The sequence below is a fragment of the Novosphingobium sp. 63-713 genome, from assembly GCF_001898925.1.
Taxonomy (GTDB): Bacteria; Pseudomonadota; Alphaproteobacteria; order Sphingomonadales; family Sphingomonadaceae; genus Novosphingobium.
Genome location: NZ_MKVS01000026.1, coordinates 388,314 through 402,921, shown reverse-complemented (window position 1 = coordinate 402,921; position 14,608 = coordinate 388,314). Strand labels below are relative to the sequence as shown.

The window sequence follows — 14,608 nt, the reverse complement described above, 5'->3', positions numbered from 1 at the left end:
CAATCGATGTCAGTCTTCCAAGCACCCACGGGAGCCAGTCCAGCCGGAAATGACACCCAATGGGCCGATCCAGATCGGTGCAGTCCAAAAAGTTTCATGATCCCATCCCAGATCAATAAAGTCCGATCCGCCGGTGAACCAACACCAGATCCTCGTCCCCCACCTGCCCGCGAACATCCTCAAGAATTGACGGCCAGAGATCCAGTGCATCAAGCAAGACCTTTCGCGTCCGCCTCACGCTCATCCGCAGCCGTCTCGCAGCCCACGTGATGCCCAGATCATCGACAACCATAGCCAGCACATGCTGCGCGCCCGTCAGGCACCCCGTACAGACCATAGGCAGTTGTCGGCGCCACCGTGAATAGGCTATCGCGCGCCGCACCCGGCCTAGGCTCTCGAAAAAGGCGGCATCGGGACAAACACTCAGATCCACGCGGGTTTCGAGGCTGGCGCTGCGCACAGTCACCTCGGCATCGATGCGTTCATGCTCGGCCTGAATTTCCAACGCCCATCCCAACTGGTCATTGCTGATCGCGCCTGATCGGTGAAGGCGGGCCAACGCGCCCTGGCGCATAGTGGCCGCGGCCGCGTGGGTTTCGACCGTTCCGTTGCGCTTATGGCCAAACTTGCCTTGCGCGGCCGCATGCGCCTTGCGCAGCGCGCGCTCCTCTGCCGCACGTTCGGGATGGCATTCGGCATAGGCGGCGGAGATCCGGCGCCGCTGGTCGGCCATCATCCGTTCGGCAACGCCGGCCTGCTTGCCCTTGGCTTTGCGCTTACCAGCCGCCTTCGACCCGCCTGATTTTGCCATGTCCCGAAGATCCCCGCTTGATTGCCGATGGCGGGGTGTAATCAATGGCAGGGCCTTCCATCAGTCTGCGATTTGTCGCCTCATGCGCGCGATCGTCCACGTTCCAGCCCAGCGAGCGCAGCAGCTGCACCGCCTCATCGCGCTGTTGTGGCAAGCGCAGGCCACGCGGACCGGGGATCTTGATCAACAGGCCGCTGGCCGTGAGATTGCCGACGATCTGGTGCGCATACTGGCGCCGCACGCCCACGGCGGCCGCGATCTCGCCCAGGCTCGGGCTGTGGCGCCATTGTGCGATATATTCATGGATGAAGTCGAGCACCTGCAGACGCAGCGACACCATGGCCGGGCGCAACCGCCGCGATTTGCTTTCCGTATTTCCTGCCATTGTGGACATGACAGGAACATAGCGGAGGAATGCCTAATTTTTAAGCGCATTATAGTAAAATCTTAGACCCGCCCCCAAAGGGTATATATCTCCGACTTTCATCCGGGGCCCGCATACGCCACCACGCAAGGAAATTAAGCGGATTCCGCCACGATGGGTTTAAGCGATTACCGGAACGCTAGCGTCAAGCATTGGGTCACTAAACCTTCCAACAGTGGAAATAAGATCGTTGTAGCGGGTAATATGATGAATATTACCATCCTGCCCATTATCGCGATGGTAGTACATTAACTTAATAATTTCAGATTGATTATCTTTGCTCATAGCTTCATCAATTGCCTCCTCAGACATTGCCAAAGCCCTTTCTATTTCAATACTCAAATCCTGCAGATTGAACTCATGCGTAGATTTATTAAAACTTTCTGGAACATAAAATTTAAAAAGATCATTTCTGTTGATATTATTAACATAATCCAAGCCATAAAAATTCTTTATAAGAAGAGATATTAAATAATCACCTTGAAGCCTATTTGACCCAGAAAGGGATATGCAAGTTTGAATTTGATGAATTAATTTTATTCTATCCCTCGCAGAGACAGAATAAACATCAAAGTAAGCACAAATTTTTTCAAAAAAATTGAGTGATTTCCTGGGATTCCTCTGCCTCATCAGGAAAAATTCGATTTTCTCCTCCAAAATTCCATATTGCGCGCAAAGCTGAGAAACAAAATGAAACGCGTCTGGCTTTCTAAGTTTGTAACGACGATCTATAAATCTGCTTAAATACTTTCCACCATCAAATTTACTCCCATACGCACCCGATACTGAACAAGAGAGCTGCTCAAGGTGCACACCTAAAATAAAAATCAACCCCCTGACGTCAAAAAGGTGCTTTATTTCTTCGAGCAATTTAATTGCATAGGTAGGCCGGCAGCGATCAAGCTCGTCAATCACAATGATAATGGGAGCGCTATGACCATCTTTGTTGATCTTCTCGACAATAGCAGCCAGACTCTTTTTCATTTCATCGATAGCAGACTGACCTTCTTCGAACGCATTGATGCGCCCATCCATCAATGTGAAGGATGCTCTGGAAACGTCCTCGATCAGACCATTTGCAAGATCCTTGCCTCCGTCTTCGATGGATTTCTTCATGCCCTCCGTTAAGGAGTGACCGGTATCCTTGACGATCCCCTCCAGCTCATCAACTACTGGCGCAGTGATCACCATACCAGCGGCACGCTTAATTAACCCAAGGCCAGCGCATTTTGCCACGCGGCCAGCTTTGCCAACGAATTTATCAAAGGTCTGCTTGACCTCTGGCTCATTAAGATAGGGCTTTAGCGCCTTCTTTAGCGTTGCAGCCAACGCTACCATTGGCTGGTCTGCAAGGTCATCAGCCCATGCATCGACAAATGCCACTGGATGATTTATGCTTACTTGTTCGGCAAAACGCTTTAGGAAGAAGCTCTTTCCCTCACCATAGCCAGCATCAACAGCGATAGTGAATGCTCGCTGCACATGCTGACCATGATTTCCGTTTGTTAAACTTTCGAGATAGCCCTGAAGCATCAAAGCTTCACTGCGCCTATCGAAAAGATCTCCATCCCAAATTTTTTTAAACATATTCATCTCGCTCGCTAAAGTTCGGTCCATAGCTTTCAAATAGGAGGCAGTATTTTAGAATAATTCGTGAAACTTTCTGGGTCTAACCTCAATCGATTTCAACCAATCAATATAAAATTACCGCTCAATCCATATTTTAAAAATCCATCTTCCGAAAAAGCAACTCATATGGATTAAATCCATGGCTTTCACTTATATTTTAGCAACCGCAGTGGGCGTCGCGCTTATATAAAAATTCATGCGGGACAAATGATTAATATTATACCGGATAATACTATTCAATTTCCGAATGCGAAACTGCATTGCGCAGCACAGTAGGCATGGCCTCCAACACAATTGGGAGAAAGCGCTCACCATCCAAAACCATAGAATCGTATATAATACTTATAACAGAAGAGAATCCTCTTGTATTTTCTGTCTGAACTGTGATCTTCTTAACAATTCCATTGGTTTGCAAATGGTTGATGAAGCTACCATATATGTCATCGGGAACATACGAGTTAATATAAATTCGTATTTTGGGACCTTCAAATTGGCTGTCGGGACGACGATCCAGACTTGCCCAGCGGGCCGAAGCAAGTGGATTACGCACTTCTCCTCTTCTTAAAGACAACTCGAGTTCAGCAAATTTATCAGAAATTATACGCTCTATTCCAACGTATTCATTCTTCGGCTCTAGAGTTTCAAATGTTCCAAAATCTTCGATAAACGACCTAAACTTATTATTGATATAATTATTATGAATATTTATAATTTTCTTTGTCAGAGTAGATATAAAAAAGTTAGTTTCGTGAATGTGCAAACCGGCAGGATATGAAACATGCTCGATAACTCGAGTATCAAAAGGAATTGAACCAATATCATCGGTAATAATAATCACAGGCTTTTTGAACGTAATTCTCATACCTAGCTCAAACATTACGTTTGGGTTCAATCCAGATACGTCGCATACAACTACTGGATTTTCATATAGATTTTTAATAATTCTGCGCTGGATTACATCGGACTCAAAATCGTCACTTACGATCTGAGGATACATCCCCGCATCTGTAATTGCTTTATGGATGACTTTTTTTACGTCATTCCAATGTGCTGCGTCATATTTGGGAGGCATCGCAGAAATGGGCATAATAATGCCGCAAGTCTCTTTGGCGCCTGAGTTTTGCTCAGCACCGTCCACGTCAGATGCCGAAATATTGTCAGCATTAGATTTTACATTGCGGCTCACTGCTCTTCCTTCACTTCAAACATCGTCACCGTGCAGTCTTTGATATGCAGCGCCCCGGATGCGGCAAAGAACGATAGCCCCCCAAACCTGTTCTTCCCCGCCACACGCATCAGCGCCAAGCTTGTGTCCTTCGGAATGGCCGGGTCGTTTACGTCCCCCCGCAGCAGTTCCACGGCGCCATCAACCCGGAAACCTTCGGGGTCCGCGAACTGCGCCCTCACTTTGGCCTCCATGTCTGGGATGCTGCCCTTGTCGTCCAGGCAACCGCGCCCTTCAGCGATTTGTACTGGCGTCAAATTCGGTTTTGCTGGGCCCAACCACAGGCCGAGAGCCACCATCAGCGCAAAAAGCGCAGCGATGGTGATGAATAGCCGCCACACCCATTTCAGCCACGAGGGCATTGGCCGGCGCTTGCCGTCATAATCCCGATCACTCACTTAGCTTGCCCCCAAGCAATTTTAGATCCCGCGCCCGCAGGCTATCCCTGCGCTCCATATCGCGTCGTCAGACCATGGCGGATGCCCGGCCCCGTGAATGGTTCGGCCGCGCGTTCCTGAAGGCGCGACATGCCGGTTTTTCCGGCCTGCGCCATGGTGCGCATGATTTCCGCGACGGCCAGCCTGCCGCTCGGCGCCAACTGGCGATAAAGGTCAAGGATCGCCCATTCCTCCTTGTCGATCGCGGCCTCCATGGCGCTGATCGACGGGTCATCGGTTTCGCCCAACAGATATTCCTGCGACACGCGAAACATCCGGGCAATGATGGGCAGCTTTCGCATATCGACCGGGGCGCCGATCAGGATCTTTCCAATGGTCTGCGCAGAGATCCCAAGTTCAGCCGCCAGCGCGCGCTGTGTCACCCTGTGGGTCGACATCAGCATGCGCAGACGGTCCCGGCGGATCACCGAAGCGCCTCGGCCGATATGGATTTGCCTTTTGACGATGTGATGATTTTGACTGGTGCCTTTACCGGCCGATCGGCAGGCTTCGCCGCCAAGGACGCTTGCGCCATGGTGCGCATGATCTCGATGACAGCTTTTTGGCCCGACGATTCGAGGCTGTGATAGAGCCCTAAGACTGCCTGATCTTCGCTCGAGAGCGTTGGTGCCGGTGCATCAAGCGCCGGATCATCCGTTTCGCCAGCCAGGTAAGCCGGTGTGGTCTGAAGCTCCCGCGCGATTTTCACCAAGTGCGGAGTGGATCGGCGACCGCTGCGAATAAGACTGTTTACGGTAGTTTGCGGAATTTCGGCACGGCGCGCCAGTTCGGCCTGGCTGATGCCAAGCACCTTCAAGCGAAGCTCTATCCGGCGTCCTAGTTCCATGCCGAACAGCCTAACGGATTTCCGGTAGAATAATATTCCGCAGTTACGGTTGACTCATACCGCAATGTCGGTAGGTAAACGGTATGGTTCTCCATTGCCAATCCGACTCGGCTCTAGCCCAAGCGATCCGCAAAGCGGGTTCGCAAGTCGCGTTCGGCCGGATCGTCGGCAAGAGACAGTCGGTCATCCATGACTGGTTGCGAAAGGAGCGTCCGCTTCCTTCCGAATTGGTATTTGTCGTCGAAGCCGCCACCGGCATTTCCCGCCACGACCTTCGCCCCGACATTTACCCTCGCGACGTCCAAAATCCGCCTGCCGAAGCCGCCAATTCCGACCAATCGGGTGCCGCATGAACCGGCGCCAACTCCATACGCTGCCCATGGCCTTCGGTTTCCGCCACGGCAGCGGCCAGCGGGCGCCGCTAGTTCCGGCCCCGCTGGCACCTTCCTTCCGCGCGAACGCCCCCCTACCTGTAGCGCGCGGCGGCGTCCGCCGGGGATTGCCCACGTCCCCGGCGGATTGCGCCATCAACCATTCGACCTCGCGCTCCAAATCGCGCCCTCCTTTCCTGCGCCTCCTGCCTATCGCGGCGCTGGTCATCGGTCTGCTGCAATCGGCGGCCGCTTTTACAGTCCTTCTCACCGCGCCCGCTGGCGGCGCAGGCCTGTCGCGACACGGCGAGCGCGCGCAGGCCATCATCCGTGAACCGAAACTCCACGGAGCCAGCGCCCTTCCCTTCGCGCACGCCAGCTGCGCAGGCCATGGCGGTATGAGCATGCCCGCCATGGCCGAACCGTTACGGCTTGGCGGAGCTGGCACCATTTCCGGCCGGGGGATCCCGGCATGACCGTGCATCGCGCGCCCACCTCCATCGACGCCGCGCTGGCCCGCATTGCCGGACAGCTTGATGGCGGATGGGGGGCCATGGGCCGCGCGGTTTCCCGATCGGAGACCACGGTGCGCGCATGGGGCCAACCCGGCCGCCGCGAACAGATCCCGATGGCGTCCGCGATCGCGCTCGATCTGGCCTTTCAGGCTGCAGGCGGCACCGGCGCGCCGATCTTCGAAACCTACGCGCTGCAGCTCGATCTGGCCTGCATCAACCGCTTTGCCGATCGCGCCGCATTGGGCGTTCATCTGGCCAGCGTGATCAAGGAATCGGCCGAGGCCGAGAGCGCCATGCTGAGCGCGATCCTGCCCGATGCAGGCCCCGCCGAAATCCGCCGCGCACTGCGCGAGCTGGAGGAGGCCCTGGTCGCGATGGGTACCGCCCGCGCAATGCTGACCAACATGAAGTCCGGCACAACCGACAGCCCTCAGATCCCGCCGTAATCCGGCAACAGGGCCCATCCCGCCCTGACCAAGCCCAAGCCTCACCTTTCAGCCGATCCGCCCTGATCCATCCGATTTCGGGGGCGGTTTTCTGCTGCCTGAAAAGGATATCGTCATGCTCAGCGAATTTCAGAAGCTTAACTGCATCGAGGGCCTTATTGCTTCCGGCCTGCCCATCGATCAGGCCGAGATTACGGTCGATCTGGCCGATCGCGCGGCGCGGGCCGCCCGCGAAACCTTTCTCAGCACGCTGCGCCCCGCCCCGAACTTGGCAGTCGGCAAGGCTGCGACGCAGATTGCCTCCCAGCTTGCTGCGAAGTCGTTTTTGGCGCTGGCCGAACTGTCGCTCAGCGAACGGTTTGCCGGGAGTGGCCCCCTGCGTGAAGTTCACCTCGACGAACAAACCGCCGCACAGGCCCCCGCACAGGAGGCCGCGCAGTGACGAACGCTCCCGATTTCCGCAACGGCGCGATCAGCCTGCAATGGCGCGCTGCCATCGAGCAACTTGGCTGCCCGGCCCATATGGCGCCCGATGAATGGGCAAAGGTGATCGAGTTGGCCCATGATGCCGCCATCGCCGCCCTCGCCACTTTCTTTAAGGTCGCAAGCAGCAGCTGCAATGTCGAAATCTCCACCAACGCCATCACCAATGGCGCCGAACTGGCGCAGATGATGTTGGTCAATCTCCAGCAATCGGTTTTCCGTTACTGCGAAACTTGCGGCGGCGGAGCGCGCACCATTCCGTTCAATCTCAGCGCCGACGATGCTCAAAAGAGCACGGTCCAATGAGCGGCCTCCTCCCCGATTTCCGCAATGCATCGGCCACCAAATCGTGGACCAATGCCTTCGTCGAATTCCCGCGCCCGGCCAATGTCTCCGAACAGGACTGGCAGGCCATGATCGACCACTCGCGCGAGACGGCCATCGCCGCGATCGAGACGTTCTATCGGGCCGCAACCAGCGGGGGTGATGCCTGGCAGGTCCAGATGGCCATCGCCAACGGCGCCGAACTGATCCGGCTGCTGCTCCGCAATATGCAGGAAAGCATCTGGGCCATTGCCGAACGCGATGGCCTGCCTGTCGAGGCCAAGCGCTTTTCCATCGAATGGGAAACCATCGAACCTATGAAGGAGGATGGCCGATGAGCTCGTTCCTCAACGACGCGCAAAAACGCGAACTGGTCGCTCACCTTATCGGCACCGGCGCACCGGCCGATCAGGCGGCGGTCACGGTCGACCTTGCCCTTCATGCGATGGAGGAAGCGGTCAAAACCTTTGGCGACCGCTGCAAAGCAGCGCCCAGCATGGTGTCCGAGATTATCGCTTTCCAGATCGGTGCGCAGTTTGCGGCCCGTCGCTTCGCGGAATTGGGAGAAGGCGCGACCGCCCTTGGCGAACGTCTGGGCATGGGCCGCGCGGACTTCCTTACCTCGGCCGGCGCCGGTTCGGCCGCCTGATGCCCCATCCCATCGCCCTCCGCCTCGCCATCGCTGCGCTGGGCCTGCTGGCTGCGCCGCTCCTGGCGATGGCTGCGGCGGCGCTGGAACTCTTCATCCCCGGAGCAATCCACCATGGATAAGATCGACCCCATCCCACCCCGTACGACCATTGAATTCGACCTGCCCGCAGAGTTCGTCGCGCGGTCGTTCATTCTGGTCGCGATCTCGGACGAGCGCCGCCGCCAGGTCACCGCCGAAGGCTATGACGCCGCCCATGACGACCGCCACACTGCGGGCGAGATCGCCCTGATGGCCGCGTCTTATGCGGCGCTGGCCGGGCGCCATGAAATCGCCGCGATGCACGCATGGCCTTGGGATGATCCCTTGCCCCAAAGCCTGACCGCCGCGCCCCGCCGCCTGCTGATCATCGCGGGCGCCCTCATCCTTGCCGAAATCGAGCGCATTGACCGCGCCGCCGCGAAGGAGACCACCCATGGCTGATATCGATGCTGACGAACGCCTGCGCCTTCTGATCGAGCGCATCGAGCGTCTTGAATCCGAAAAGAAGGGCATCTCGGACGACATCAAGGACGTGTACCTGGAGGGGAAGGCTACCGGCTATGACCCCAAGGCCATGAACCAGGTTGTCCGGATCCGGAAGATGAAGCCGGACGACCGCAAAGAGCAGGAAGCCATCCTCGAGGTTTACCTCAACGCGCTGGGGATCGAATAATGGCGCGCGGGCTTGGCGATATCCGCCCGCACTGGTTGCGCCGCGCGATCGTGCCGGTGGTCGGCCTGGCGCTTTGCGTGGCAATCTTCGCGCTCTACGCGGCGGGCACGCTGCTGGTCGCGATCTGGGCCGCCTTGCGCGCGCTGGGCGAAGGCCCGGTGAAAATGATGGATGAGCTGCGGCATGAGATCATCCCGGCCATGCGCAGCGCCTGGCGGGGGGAACGGCCATGAACCGCAACTCCGTTGCCCGCTTCGCCGCGCGCCTGATCGGCAAAGCGCCCGCCGCCCCCGCCACGCCCGCTGCGCCGCCCGCCCCGCCGCCCGGCGACAGCCCGGACGAATGGCGCGTCGGCGATCTGGCCGAATGTATCGCGGAAAGCGGCGATTGGCGGTGCCGCAAAACCGGATACATTCTGGAGGATGGAGGCCCTCAGTTCGGCGAGCGATACCGCGTTGTCGACGTCGATCCGCGCCTCAATATCACCGGCCTGATCTTTACCCGCTGGCCCGGTCTGGCTTTCAGCGCGGCGGCTTTCCGCAAGGTCCTCCCCCGCACCGATGAAGCCGCTGCTGGCACCTGCACCACGATCAAGGATCTGCTGCGCCTGCCCGCCCAACCGGTGGAGGCGGCATGATGGCAAAACCTTTTCCCCTTCCCTCGCCCGGACCCGGCCTGCGCGTCGAAACGGGCGTAATCCAGTTCGAAGGTGACTGGCCCGGTATCTTCATTCGGGGCGACGAAGCGCTGGGCTTTGCCGCGCGCCTGACCGCCGTGCTGCGCGGCGATGCCAATCACGATGCAACGCAGCAGGTGTTTGAGCTGTGTCGCCTCCTCATCAAGGCGCACTCAAAACCCAGACCCCGTCGGGAAATGGCATCTCGGCTTCGCGATGCCGAAGAACAGCACTTGCACGCGCGCCACGCGTCCGAAGAGCGGTTCATCCGCAACGTGGCGAAGTTTGCCGAAATGAGGAAGCCGTGATGCGCCCCCTCTCCCACCCCAAAGGAGCCAACGATGGAAAAATCCAATTGGACGGCGCAGCGCTCCGGCGCGGGCCTGTCTGTCGCGATCACGGACCGGTACGGCCGGGTGTTGCGCAAGTTGACCAGCGTGGATCGGATCGCGGGCGAGCCGGACGGTACGATCATCGCGCACTTCCGCAACGGCGACACGCATATTCTTTCGCAGCCGGCTTAATCCGAGCCGCCCTGCACCCCCGCAAGCTTTGCATCGGCCTGGCCTTCTGGGCGGTCCTCCATCTGATCGACCGCGTGATCGCAGGCGTGGTGCAGTGCTCCGCCCTCGGCTGCCTGCCCAATGGAGGCGCGCTGTGACCCACGCCAACGCCAACCGCGCACCATCGATCCGCCGCCGCCGTCTGGCCCGCGTGCCCCTGCTGGGCGCCTGCACCTGCCCCGAATGCCGCGCCCTCGATGCCGCCCACCCGGGTGAGGGTTATCAGCTGGCGCTGCCCGGTGGGCGCCCTGCAGGGGAGACACGGGCATGAGCACCTTCGCCCTCACCATCATCGAGCCCCAGCTCTCCCGCATCATGGCGGGCCAGCTCACCACGCTCTGGCGCGTCGGGATCCAGATGCAGGCCTATCGCCCCGGCGATCTGCTCTGGATCCGCGAACCCTTTTATTTGCCCAAGAGCAAGGCCCACTTCGCCCCCAGCAGCGCGGCCGCACAGGGCGTTACGCCGATCTATGCCGCAGACCTGACGCCGGAGAGCCCCGCCCCAGAGGGCTGGCTCGGCCCTCTGATGAAGGCGCGCACCATGCCGCGCGCCTGGCATCGCCAGCATCTGGTGATCGAAGCGGTCGACCGCACGCGCCGCCTCCATTCGATGACGTCCGATGAAATGGTCGCCCAGGGCTTTGCCCATCTGAACCACTTCATCGGCTGGTGGAACAAGGCCGCCAGCCTCGCGGGCCCCGACTTCCGCTGGGACCTCAACCCGCTGATCTCCACCATCGCCTTCGCCCGAATCGGAGCGCCCCTGTCATGACCGAACAGACCCTGACCCGCATCGCCGCCGACACCATGCCCGAGGGCAATTATGCCATCGTCGAAGCGCTGGGCCACCGCACGCTGGTCGGCCGGGTGGCCGAGGTCGAGCGCTTCGGCACCAAGATGTGCCAGATCGAGCCACTGTTTGCGGATGTCATGCTGGGCCCGGTGCTGCTGAGCGGAGCATCGCTTTACCAGTTCACCCCCTGCACGCCCGCGCAGGCCTATGCCCGTCGGCACAAGAACGAATACGGCCTGCCGCAGGCGATCAGCGATGCATTGCCCGAGGAGGCGCGCCCGGCCCCCCGCCTGCCTGATTTCATCACCGGCAACGACGAAGACGATGTTCGCGATGAATGGGGGCATCCGTGAGCCGCCCCGCCTCACGCATCACAGCCGAACGCGAAGCCGTGCTGCGGTTCTTCGCCGCCGCGCCCAGCACGCAGTTGGCCCTGCGCGAGCACCTGGGCATTACCAGCACGCTGGCAACAGCGCGCATCGGCAATGCGATAGGCGCATGCGAGCTGCGCCGCGTCATGCCCAGGCCGGGGCAGCCGATGACCCCGGCCGTCTATGAAATCACGGAAAAGGGTCGCGCGGCGCTGAACGCGATCGACAATCCTCCGGCTGCAGTGCCGGTCCCTGCCCCCGCCAAGAAGGTTCTGCCCACCCATGCCAAGAAGCTGAAGGCAGGCGCCGGCCAGACCCCGCGCGAACTGGCCGTCAGCATGGAGGAGGAACGCCGTCGCGATATCAGCCATGAATGCTTTTCGATCGAGCTTTTGAACAAGCTGCTGGGCGCCACGCCGCGCGGCATGATCCCCCGTGCGCGCCGGGGCGCTCCGGGGGGCCGCCATTCGATCCCGATGCAGTCATTTCCCGTGGCAGCGGGCCGCGATCCATGCCCGCGCTGCGGCACACGCGGCGATCTGGGCTGTGCGCATCAGCGTCCTGCTGAGACGGTCATGCCCGATCATTTTGTCGCACCTGTCGATGGCCGTCAGCAGTCGGCAGGCCGTCTAGGCCATCACCGCCGCAAGATGTCGACCGGAACTGGGGTGTACCATGGCTGAGCCCATTTCCTTCCCGGGCGCCAACTTCACTTTCATGGGTGATGGAGAGGTTGTCGTTGACCTTCATGTCTTTCGGCAACCGCGCGGCCCCGCCAATGTTTCCTGCTGGCGGCTTTCGCCGGAAGAGCTTGAGGAGATCAACCGGACCGGCTGCATCTTCCAGACCGTCATGTCGGGTTCGATCCTCTATCCCTGCTTCGTTGGTAGCGAGAGCGCCACGCGCGCCTTGGTCGTCGATACTGGCCCTGTCTGGATCCGGGAGGGCAGCGACAATGCGTGACCTCTCCACCCTCAACCGCTGGCGCGATCGCGGGGCGGAAATGGCGCTGTGGGGCTGGTTCGACACCAGTATGGAAAAATTGGGCGGCTATTTCCATGTGCCGCGCAGCGCGGCGGTCACCCTGCGCGTCATCGTCTCTACGGCTGCTAATCCCGAGGCGGAAGGATGGGATCACATTTCCGTCAGCCTGCCCAACCGCTGCCCGACCTGGGAGGAGATGGAGTTCATCAAGCGCACCTTCTTCCTGCCGGAAGAGGTCTGCTTTCAGCTGCACCCGGCTGAGGCCGATTACATCAACAATCACCCCTACTGCCTGCATATCTGGCGCCACGCGACGATGCTTGTGCCGCTACCGCCGCCCAATTTTGTCGGCCGCAAGGAACTGGGGGTGCTTGGGGCATGAACCTGCTCGACATGATGGGCGACAGCGCCCCGCCCGCGCCCAAAGCCCCTACGCAGCGCTCCGTTCCCTTGCGCGCATCGCCAGCCGCAAGATCCTCCGGCACTTACACGCCGCGCCCCGTTCGCCCGATGTGGCGAAACGGCGTGCCCGTTACCGGCAGCGATGCCGGCTATGTCAAACATAGGGCGGGCGATCTCCGCTGGCTGACGCATGGCTATACCGCCGATGGCCAGCCGCTGGGCCGATGGTTTCGCTGGAGCGATTCCCGGGAGGGTTGGATGTGGATCTGCATCGATCCGCAGGACCTGACGGGGATCAATGCCCTTCCCGATACCCCGCCGACGGGAGGTGAGGCATGACAGACCTGCTCACCCTTGCCGCATCCCGTCGCCATGCGCCGACATCGCCGACAACTCGACCAAATTGGAAGCCGGAAGGCTGCGCCGATTGCGGCCTGCTGCACCCCAGCTTCAGCCTGAACGGAGCGCATGGCCCTTGGCGCTGCGCGGATTGCCACCAACAGGCAAAGGAGGCCCGCCGTGGCTGAGCTTCACTCTGCATGCCGCAGATTTCGATTTTCCAAGTTTCCGGGCCTGGCCCGCCTGGACGCGACAGTGAGCGATCTCCCGTCGTCTGCAAAGTCACCGGCCCCAACGGAGTAAATGCAATGTCTGCTTCCACCACTACTGTTCTGACTGCCGAAACGGCCTCGGAATATGATTTCGTGATTGGCCTGGATGCTTCCGGCTCGATGGCTAGCCCTTCGACGCGCTATCCGGGCAAGACCCGCTGGGAGGAAGCGCAGGAAACCATCTTCGGTCTGGCATCGGTCCTCAACAAGTATGATACCGATGGGATCGATCTGGTCGTTTTCGGCGGCGCCGTGCAGGTTTTCGAATGCGTAACGCCCGACAAGGTGTCTTCGATTTTCCAGAGCCGCAGCCCGCGCGGGTCCACGCCTCTTGCGGAAGCGATCGTTCAAATCGACGCGCTGAACGCCGACGGCAAAAAGGCCGTGGCTATCATCTTCACCGATGGCGAGCCTGATGATCGCGCTGCCGCGGAAGCCGCCATTGTCGCAGCTGCGGCCAAGCTGGAGCGCGATGAGGACTTCACGATCTTGTTTGTGCAGATTGGCGATGATGCGGGTGCGGCGAAGTTCCTTGCCCATCTCGATGACGGCCTGACTTCGGCCAAGTTCGATATCGTCGATACCATCAGCGCGGCGGAAGCCGACAAAATGGAACCGCTCGATCTCATCAACACAGCGATCAATGATTGATCGGCGCGGGAGGGGCTGCGCTCCTCCCCGCTATTCGCGAGGTTATCGATATGGAAGACAACTCTCTCAAGCGCGAAGCCTTGAAACTCTGGTCGACGGCGGTGAGCTGGTTTTCGTTCATCTCTTTGCCTGAAGGGCGAGGCGCTGCCGTTGTCGCAGCAGCGGTGCTGGTTTTGCTGATCTCTCCACTGCTTTTCGTTCTTGTCTCGATCGGCGCTGCTGCGCTGATCGCTTATCGCGCGTCCAAAACGCCAGATTGATCCTGAAGGAAGTCGACCGTGGCTAAGACCCTTTCCTTCAAGACCCTGCTGAAGCTGGCTGAGGCCCGCCAGATGGCGCTGGATTGCGTGGCAGAGAAGTACACCGCCGCATACATCATTCGTCGCCTTCAGACCGAGTTTGACGCCACCTTTCGCTACACCTGCGGCACCACCGTCCTGCGCTGCGCCCGGATCGAGGTGAGCAACACGGCTGGCAACGAGACGGCAATGCTCAAGGCATGGCTGGAACGGGCGAGCGCGACTTTGGCGCCGCTGCGTTCGCGATCCATTTCCAGTGAATTGTCAGCTGGCAATGTCTGACCGCGCCCCCACCCACACGTCCGAAACGATTCCCGTTATTGGCGGGCAGGGCAATGGCAGCAGCTGCCCTGCCCTTATCATCCCTTCCGTGCGGCCGC

The 14,608-nt window shown here is 59.3% G+C and carries 31 protein-coding genes; 24 read left to right on the top strand and 7 right to left on the bottom strand.

Annotated elements, in window-relative coordinates:
* Positions 1–112 precede the first annotated feature (112 nt).
* The 7 genes from BGP00_RS12720 to BGP00_RS12690 form a co-directional block, all read right to left on the bottom strand.
* Positions 113–811: a hypothetical protein gene (locus BGP00_RS12720; protein ID WP_292689551.1), complete on the bottom strand. Its 699-nt coding sequence runs from the start codon at positions 809–811 to the stop codon at positions 113–115.
* Positions 777–1,151, bottom strand: a complete 375-nt coding sequence (locus BGP00_RS12715) for a hypothetical protein (protein ID WP_292689550.1) — start codon at positions 1,149–1,151, stop codon at positions 777–779. The genes BGP00_RS12720 and BGP00_RS12715 overlap by 35 nt, the downstream gene beginning before the upstream one ends.
* A gap of 204 nt (positions 1,152–1,355) precedes the next feature.
* Complete coding sequence (locus tag BGP00_RS12710; protein ID WP_292925756.1) at positions 1,356–2,852, bottom strand: P-loop NTPase fold protein; 1,497 nt, start codon at positions 2,850–2,852, stop codon at positions 1,356–1,358.
* A 244-nt stretch (positions 2,853–3,096) separates the two neighbouring features.
* Entirely contained in the window at positions 3,097–4,050 is a 954-nt protein-coding gene (locus BGP00_RS12705) for a hypothetical protein (RefSeq protein ID WP_292689548.1), read from the bottom strand.
* Positions 4,047–4,487, bottom strand: coding sequence for a hypothetical protein (locus tag BGP00_RS12700; protein ID WP_292689547.1), 441 nt, complete (start codon positions 4,485–4,487; stop codon positions 4,047–4,049). Before BGP00_RS12700 ends, BGP00_RS12705 begins: the two co-directional genes overlap by 4 nt.
* A gap of 41 nt (positions 4,488–4,528) precedes the next feature.
* On the bottom strand, positions 4,529–4,930 hold the full coding sequence (locus BGP00_RS12695) for a helix-turn-helix domain-containing protein (protein WP_292689546.1): 402 nt from the start codon (positions 4,928–4,930) through the stop codon (positions 4,529–4,531).
* Positions 4,931–4,950: 20 nt separating this feature from the next.
* Positions 4,951–5,337: a helix-turn-helix transcriptional regulator gene (locus BGP00_RS12690; RefSeq protein ID WP_292689714.1), complete on the bottom strand. Its 387-nt coding sequence runs from the start codon at positions 5,335–5,337 to the stop codon at positions 4,951–4,953.
* A gap of 119 nt (positions 5,338–5,456) precedes the next feature.
* On the opposite strand from BGP00_RS12690, the gene BGP00_RS12685 reads away from it, so the two are divergent.
* From BGP00_RS12685 to BGP00_RS12570, 24 genes are all read left to right on the top strand, one after another.
* Positions 5,457–5,726 (top strand): YdaS family helix-turn-helix protein, encoded by a 270-nt coding sequence (locus BGP00_RS12685; protein ID WP_292689545.1) that lies wholly within the window; start codon positions 5,457–5,459, stop codon positions 5,724–5,726.
* Positions 5,723–6,220: a hypothetical protein gene (locus tag BGP00_RS12680; protein WP_292689544.1), complete on the top strand. Its 498-nt coding sequence runs from the start codon at positions 5,723–5,725 to the stop codon at positions 6,218–6,220. Before BGP00_RS12685 ends, BGP00_RS12680 begins: the two co-directional genes overlap by 4 nt.
* Positions 6,217–6,705 carry a hypothetical protein gene (locus tag BGP00_RS12675; protein ID WP_292689543.1) on the top strand — a complete coding sequence of 163 codons (489 nt, stop codon included), beginning with the start codon at positions 6,217–6,219 and terminating at the stop codon, positions 6,703–6,705. Before BGP00_RS12680 ends, BGP00_RS12675 begins: the two co-directional genes overlap by 4 nt.
* A gap of 115 nt (positions 6,706–6,820) precedes the next feature.
* A complete protein-coding gene (locus BGP00_RS12670; protein WP_292689542.1) occupies positions 6,821–7,147 on the top strand; it encodes a hypothetical protein in 327 nt (108 codons plus the stop codon).
* A complete protein-coding gene (locus BGP00_RS12665) occupies positions 7,144–7,494 on the top strand; it encodes a hypothetical protein (protein WP_292689541.1) in 351 nt (116 codons plus the stop codon). Before BGP00_RS12670 ends, BGP00_RS12665 begins: the two co-directional genes overlap by 4 nt.
* The gene (locus tag BGP00_RS12660; protein WP_292689540.1) at positions 7,491–7,850 is read left to right on the top strand and encodes a hypothetical protein; all 360 of its coding nucleotides are present in this window, start codon (positions 7,491–7,493) and stop codon (positions 7,848–7,850) included. Before BGP00_RS12665 ends, BGP00_RS12660 begins: the two co-directional genes overlap by 4 nt.
* Positions 7,847–8,161 carry a hypothetical protein gene (locus BGP00_RS12655; protein WP_292689539.1) on the top strand — a complete coding sequence of 105 codons (315 nt, stop codon included), beginning with the start codon at positions 7,847–7,849 and terminating at the stop codon, positions 8,159–8,161. The genes BGP00_RS12660 and BGP00_RS12655 overlap by 4 nt, the downstream gene beginning before the upstream one ends.
* A complete protein-coding gene (locus BGP00_RS12650) occupies positions 8,161–8,283 on the top strand; it encodes a hypothetical protein (protein ID WP_292689538.1) in 123 nt (40 codons plus the stop codon). Before BGP00_RS12655 ends, BGP00_RS12650 begins: the two co-directional genes overlap by 1 nt.
* Positions 8,276–8,644 (top strand): hypothetical protein, encoded by a 369-nt coding sequence (locus tag BGP00_RS12645; protein ID WP_292689537.1) that lies wholly within the window; start codon positions 8,276–8,278, stop codon positions 8,642–8,644. The genes BGP00_RS12650 and BGP00_RS12645 overlap by 8 nt, the downstream gene beginning before the upstream one ends.
* Positions 8,637–8,876, top strand: coding sequence for a DUF2312 domain-containing protein (locus BGP00_RS12640; protein WP_292689536.1), 240 nt, complete (start codon positions 8,637–8,639; stop codon positions 8,874–8,876). Before BGP00_RS12645 ends, BGP00_RS12640 begins: the two co-directional genes overlap by 8 nt.
* A complete protein-coding gene (locus BGP00_RS12635; RefSeq protein ID WP_292689535.1) occupies positions 8,876–9,109 on the top strand; it encodes a hypothetical protein in 234 nt (77 codons plus the stop codon). The genes BGP00_RS12640 and BGP00_RS12635 overlap by 1 nt, the downstream gene beginning before the upstream one ends.
* Positions 9,106–9,513, top strand: a complete 408-nt coding sequence (locus BGP00_RS12630) for a hypothetical protein (RefSeq protein WP_292689534.1) — start codon at positions 9,106–9,108, stop codon at positions 9,511–9,513. Before BGP00_RS12635 ends, BGP00_RS12630 begins: the two co-directional genes overlap by 4 nt.
* Positions 9,510–9,860 (top strand): hypothetical protein, encoded by a 351-nt coding sequence (locus BGP00_RS12625; RefSeq protein WP_292689533.1) that lies wholly within the window; start codon positions 9,510–9,512, stop codon positions 9,858–9,860. The genes BGP00_RS12630 and BGP00_RS12625 overlap by 4 nt, the downstream gene beginning before the upstream one ends.
* 33 nt (positions 9,861–9,893) lie before the next feature.
* Positions 9,894–10,076 (top strand): hypothetical protein, encoded by a 183-nt coding sequence (locus BGP00_RS12620; RefSeq protein WP_292689532.1) that lies wholly within the window; start codon positions 9,894–9,896, stop codon positions 10,074–10,076.
* Positions 10,077–10,209: 133 nt separating this feature from the next.
* Positions 10,210–10,386 carry a hypothetical protein gene (locus BGP00_RS12615; RefSeq protein ID WP_292689531.1) on the top strand — a complete coding sequence of 59 codons (177 nt, stop codon included), beginning with the start codon at positions 10,210–10,212 and terminating at the stop codon, positions 10,384–10,386.
* Positions 10,383–10,889, top strand: coding sequence for a hypothetical protein (locus BGP00_RS12610; protein WP_292689530.1), 507 nt, complete (start codon positions 10,383–10,385; stop codon positions 10,887–10,889). The genes BGP00_RS12615 and BGP00_RS12610 overlap by 4 nt, the downstream gene beginning before the upstream one ends.
* Positions 10,886–11,263 carry a hypothetical protein gene (locus BGP00_RS12605; protein ID WP_291407753.1) on the top strand — a complete coding sequence of 126 codons (378 nt, stop codon included), beginning with the start codon at positions 10,886–10,888 and terminating at the stop codon, positions 11,261–11,263. The genes BGP00_RS12610 and BGP00_RS12605 overlap by 4 nt, the downstream gene beginning before the upstream one ends.
* The gene (locus tag BGP00_RS12600; RefSeq protein ID WP_291407755.1) at positions 11,260–11,964 is read left to right on the top strand and encodes a hypothetical protein; all 705 of its coding nucleotides are present in this window, start codon (positions 11,260–11,262) and stop codon (positions 11,962–11,964) included. The genes BGP00_RS12605 and BGP00_RS12600 overlap by 4 nt, the downstream gene beginning before the upstream one ends.
* The gene (locus BGP00_RS12595) at positions 11,957–12,244 is read left to right on the top strand and encodes a hypothetical protein (protein WP_291407758.1); all 288 of its coding nucleotides are present in this window, start codon (positions 11,957–11,959) and stop codon (positions 12,242–12,244) included. Before BGP00_RS12600 ends, BGP00_RS12595 begins: the two co-directional genes overlap by 8 nt.
* The gene (locus BGP00_RS12590) at positions 12,237–12,647 is read left to right on the top strand and encodes a hypothetical protein (RefSeq protein ID WP_291407759.1); all 411 of its coding nucleotides are present in this window, start codon (positions 12,237–12,239) and stop codon (positions 12,645–12,647) included. The genes BGP00_RS12595 and BGP00_RS12590 overlap by 8 nt, the downstream gene beginning before the upstream one ends.
* Entirely contained in the window at positions 12,644–13,006 is a 363-nt protein-coding gene (locus tag BGP00_RS12585) for a hypothetical protein (RefSeq protein WP_291407761.1), read from the top strand. The genes BGP00_RS12590 and BGP00_RS12585 overlap by 4 nt, the downstream gene beginning before the upstream one ends.
* A 308-nt stretch (positions 13,007–13,314) precedes the next feature.
* The gene (locus BGP00_RS12580; protein ID WP_292925755.1) at positions 13,315–13,929 is read left to right on the top strand and encodes a VWA domain-containing protein; all 615 of its coding nucleotides are present in this window, start codon (positions 13,315–13,317) and stop codon (positions 13,927–13,929) included.
* A gap of 50 nt (positions 13,930–13,979) precedes the next feature.
* Complete coding sequence (locus BGP00_RS12575) at positions 13,980–14,189, top strand: hypothetical protein (RefSeq protein WP_291407766.1); 210 nt, start codon at positions 13,980–13,982, stop codon at positions 14,187–14,189.
* A gap of 18 nt (positions 14,190–14,207) precedes the next feature.
* Positions 14,208–14,510, top strand: coding sequence for a hypothetical protein (locus tag BGP00_RS12570; RefSeq protein WP_292689529.1), 303 nt, complete (start codon positions 14,208–14,210; stop codon positions 14,508–14,510).
* Positions 14,511–14,608 lie beyond the last annotated feature (98 nt).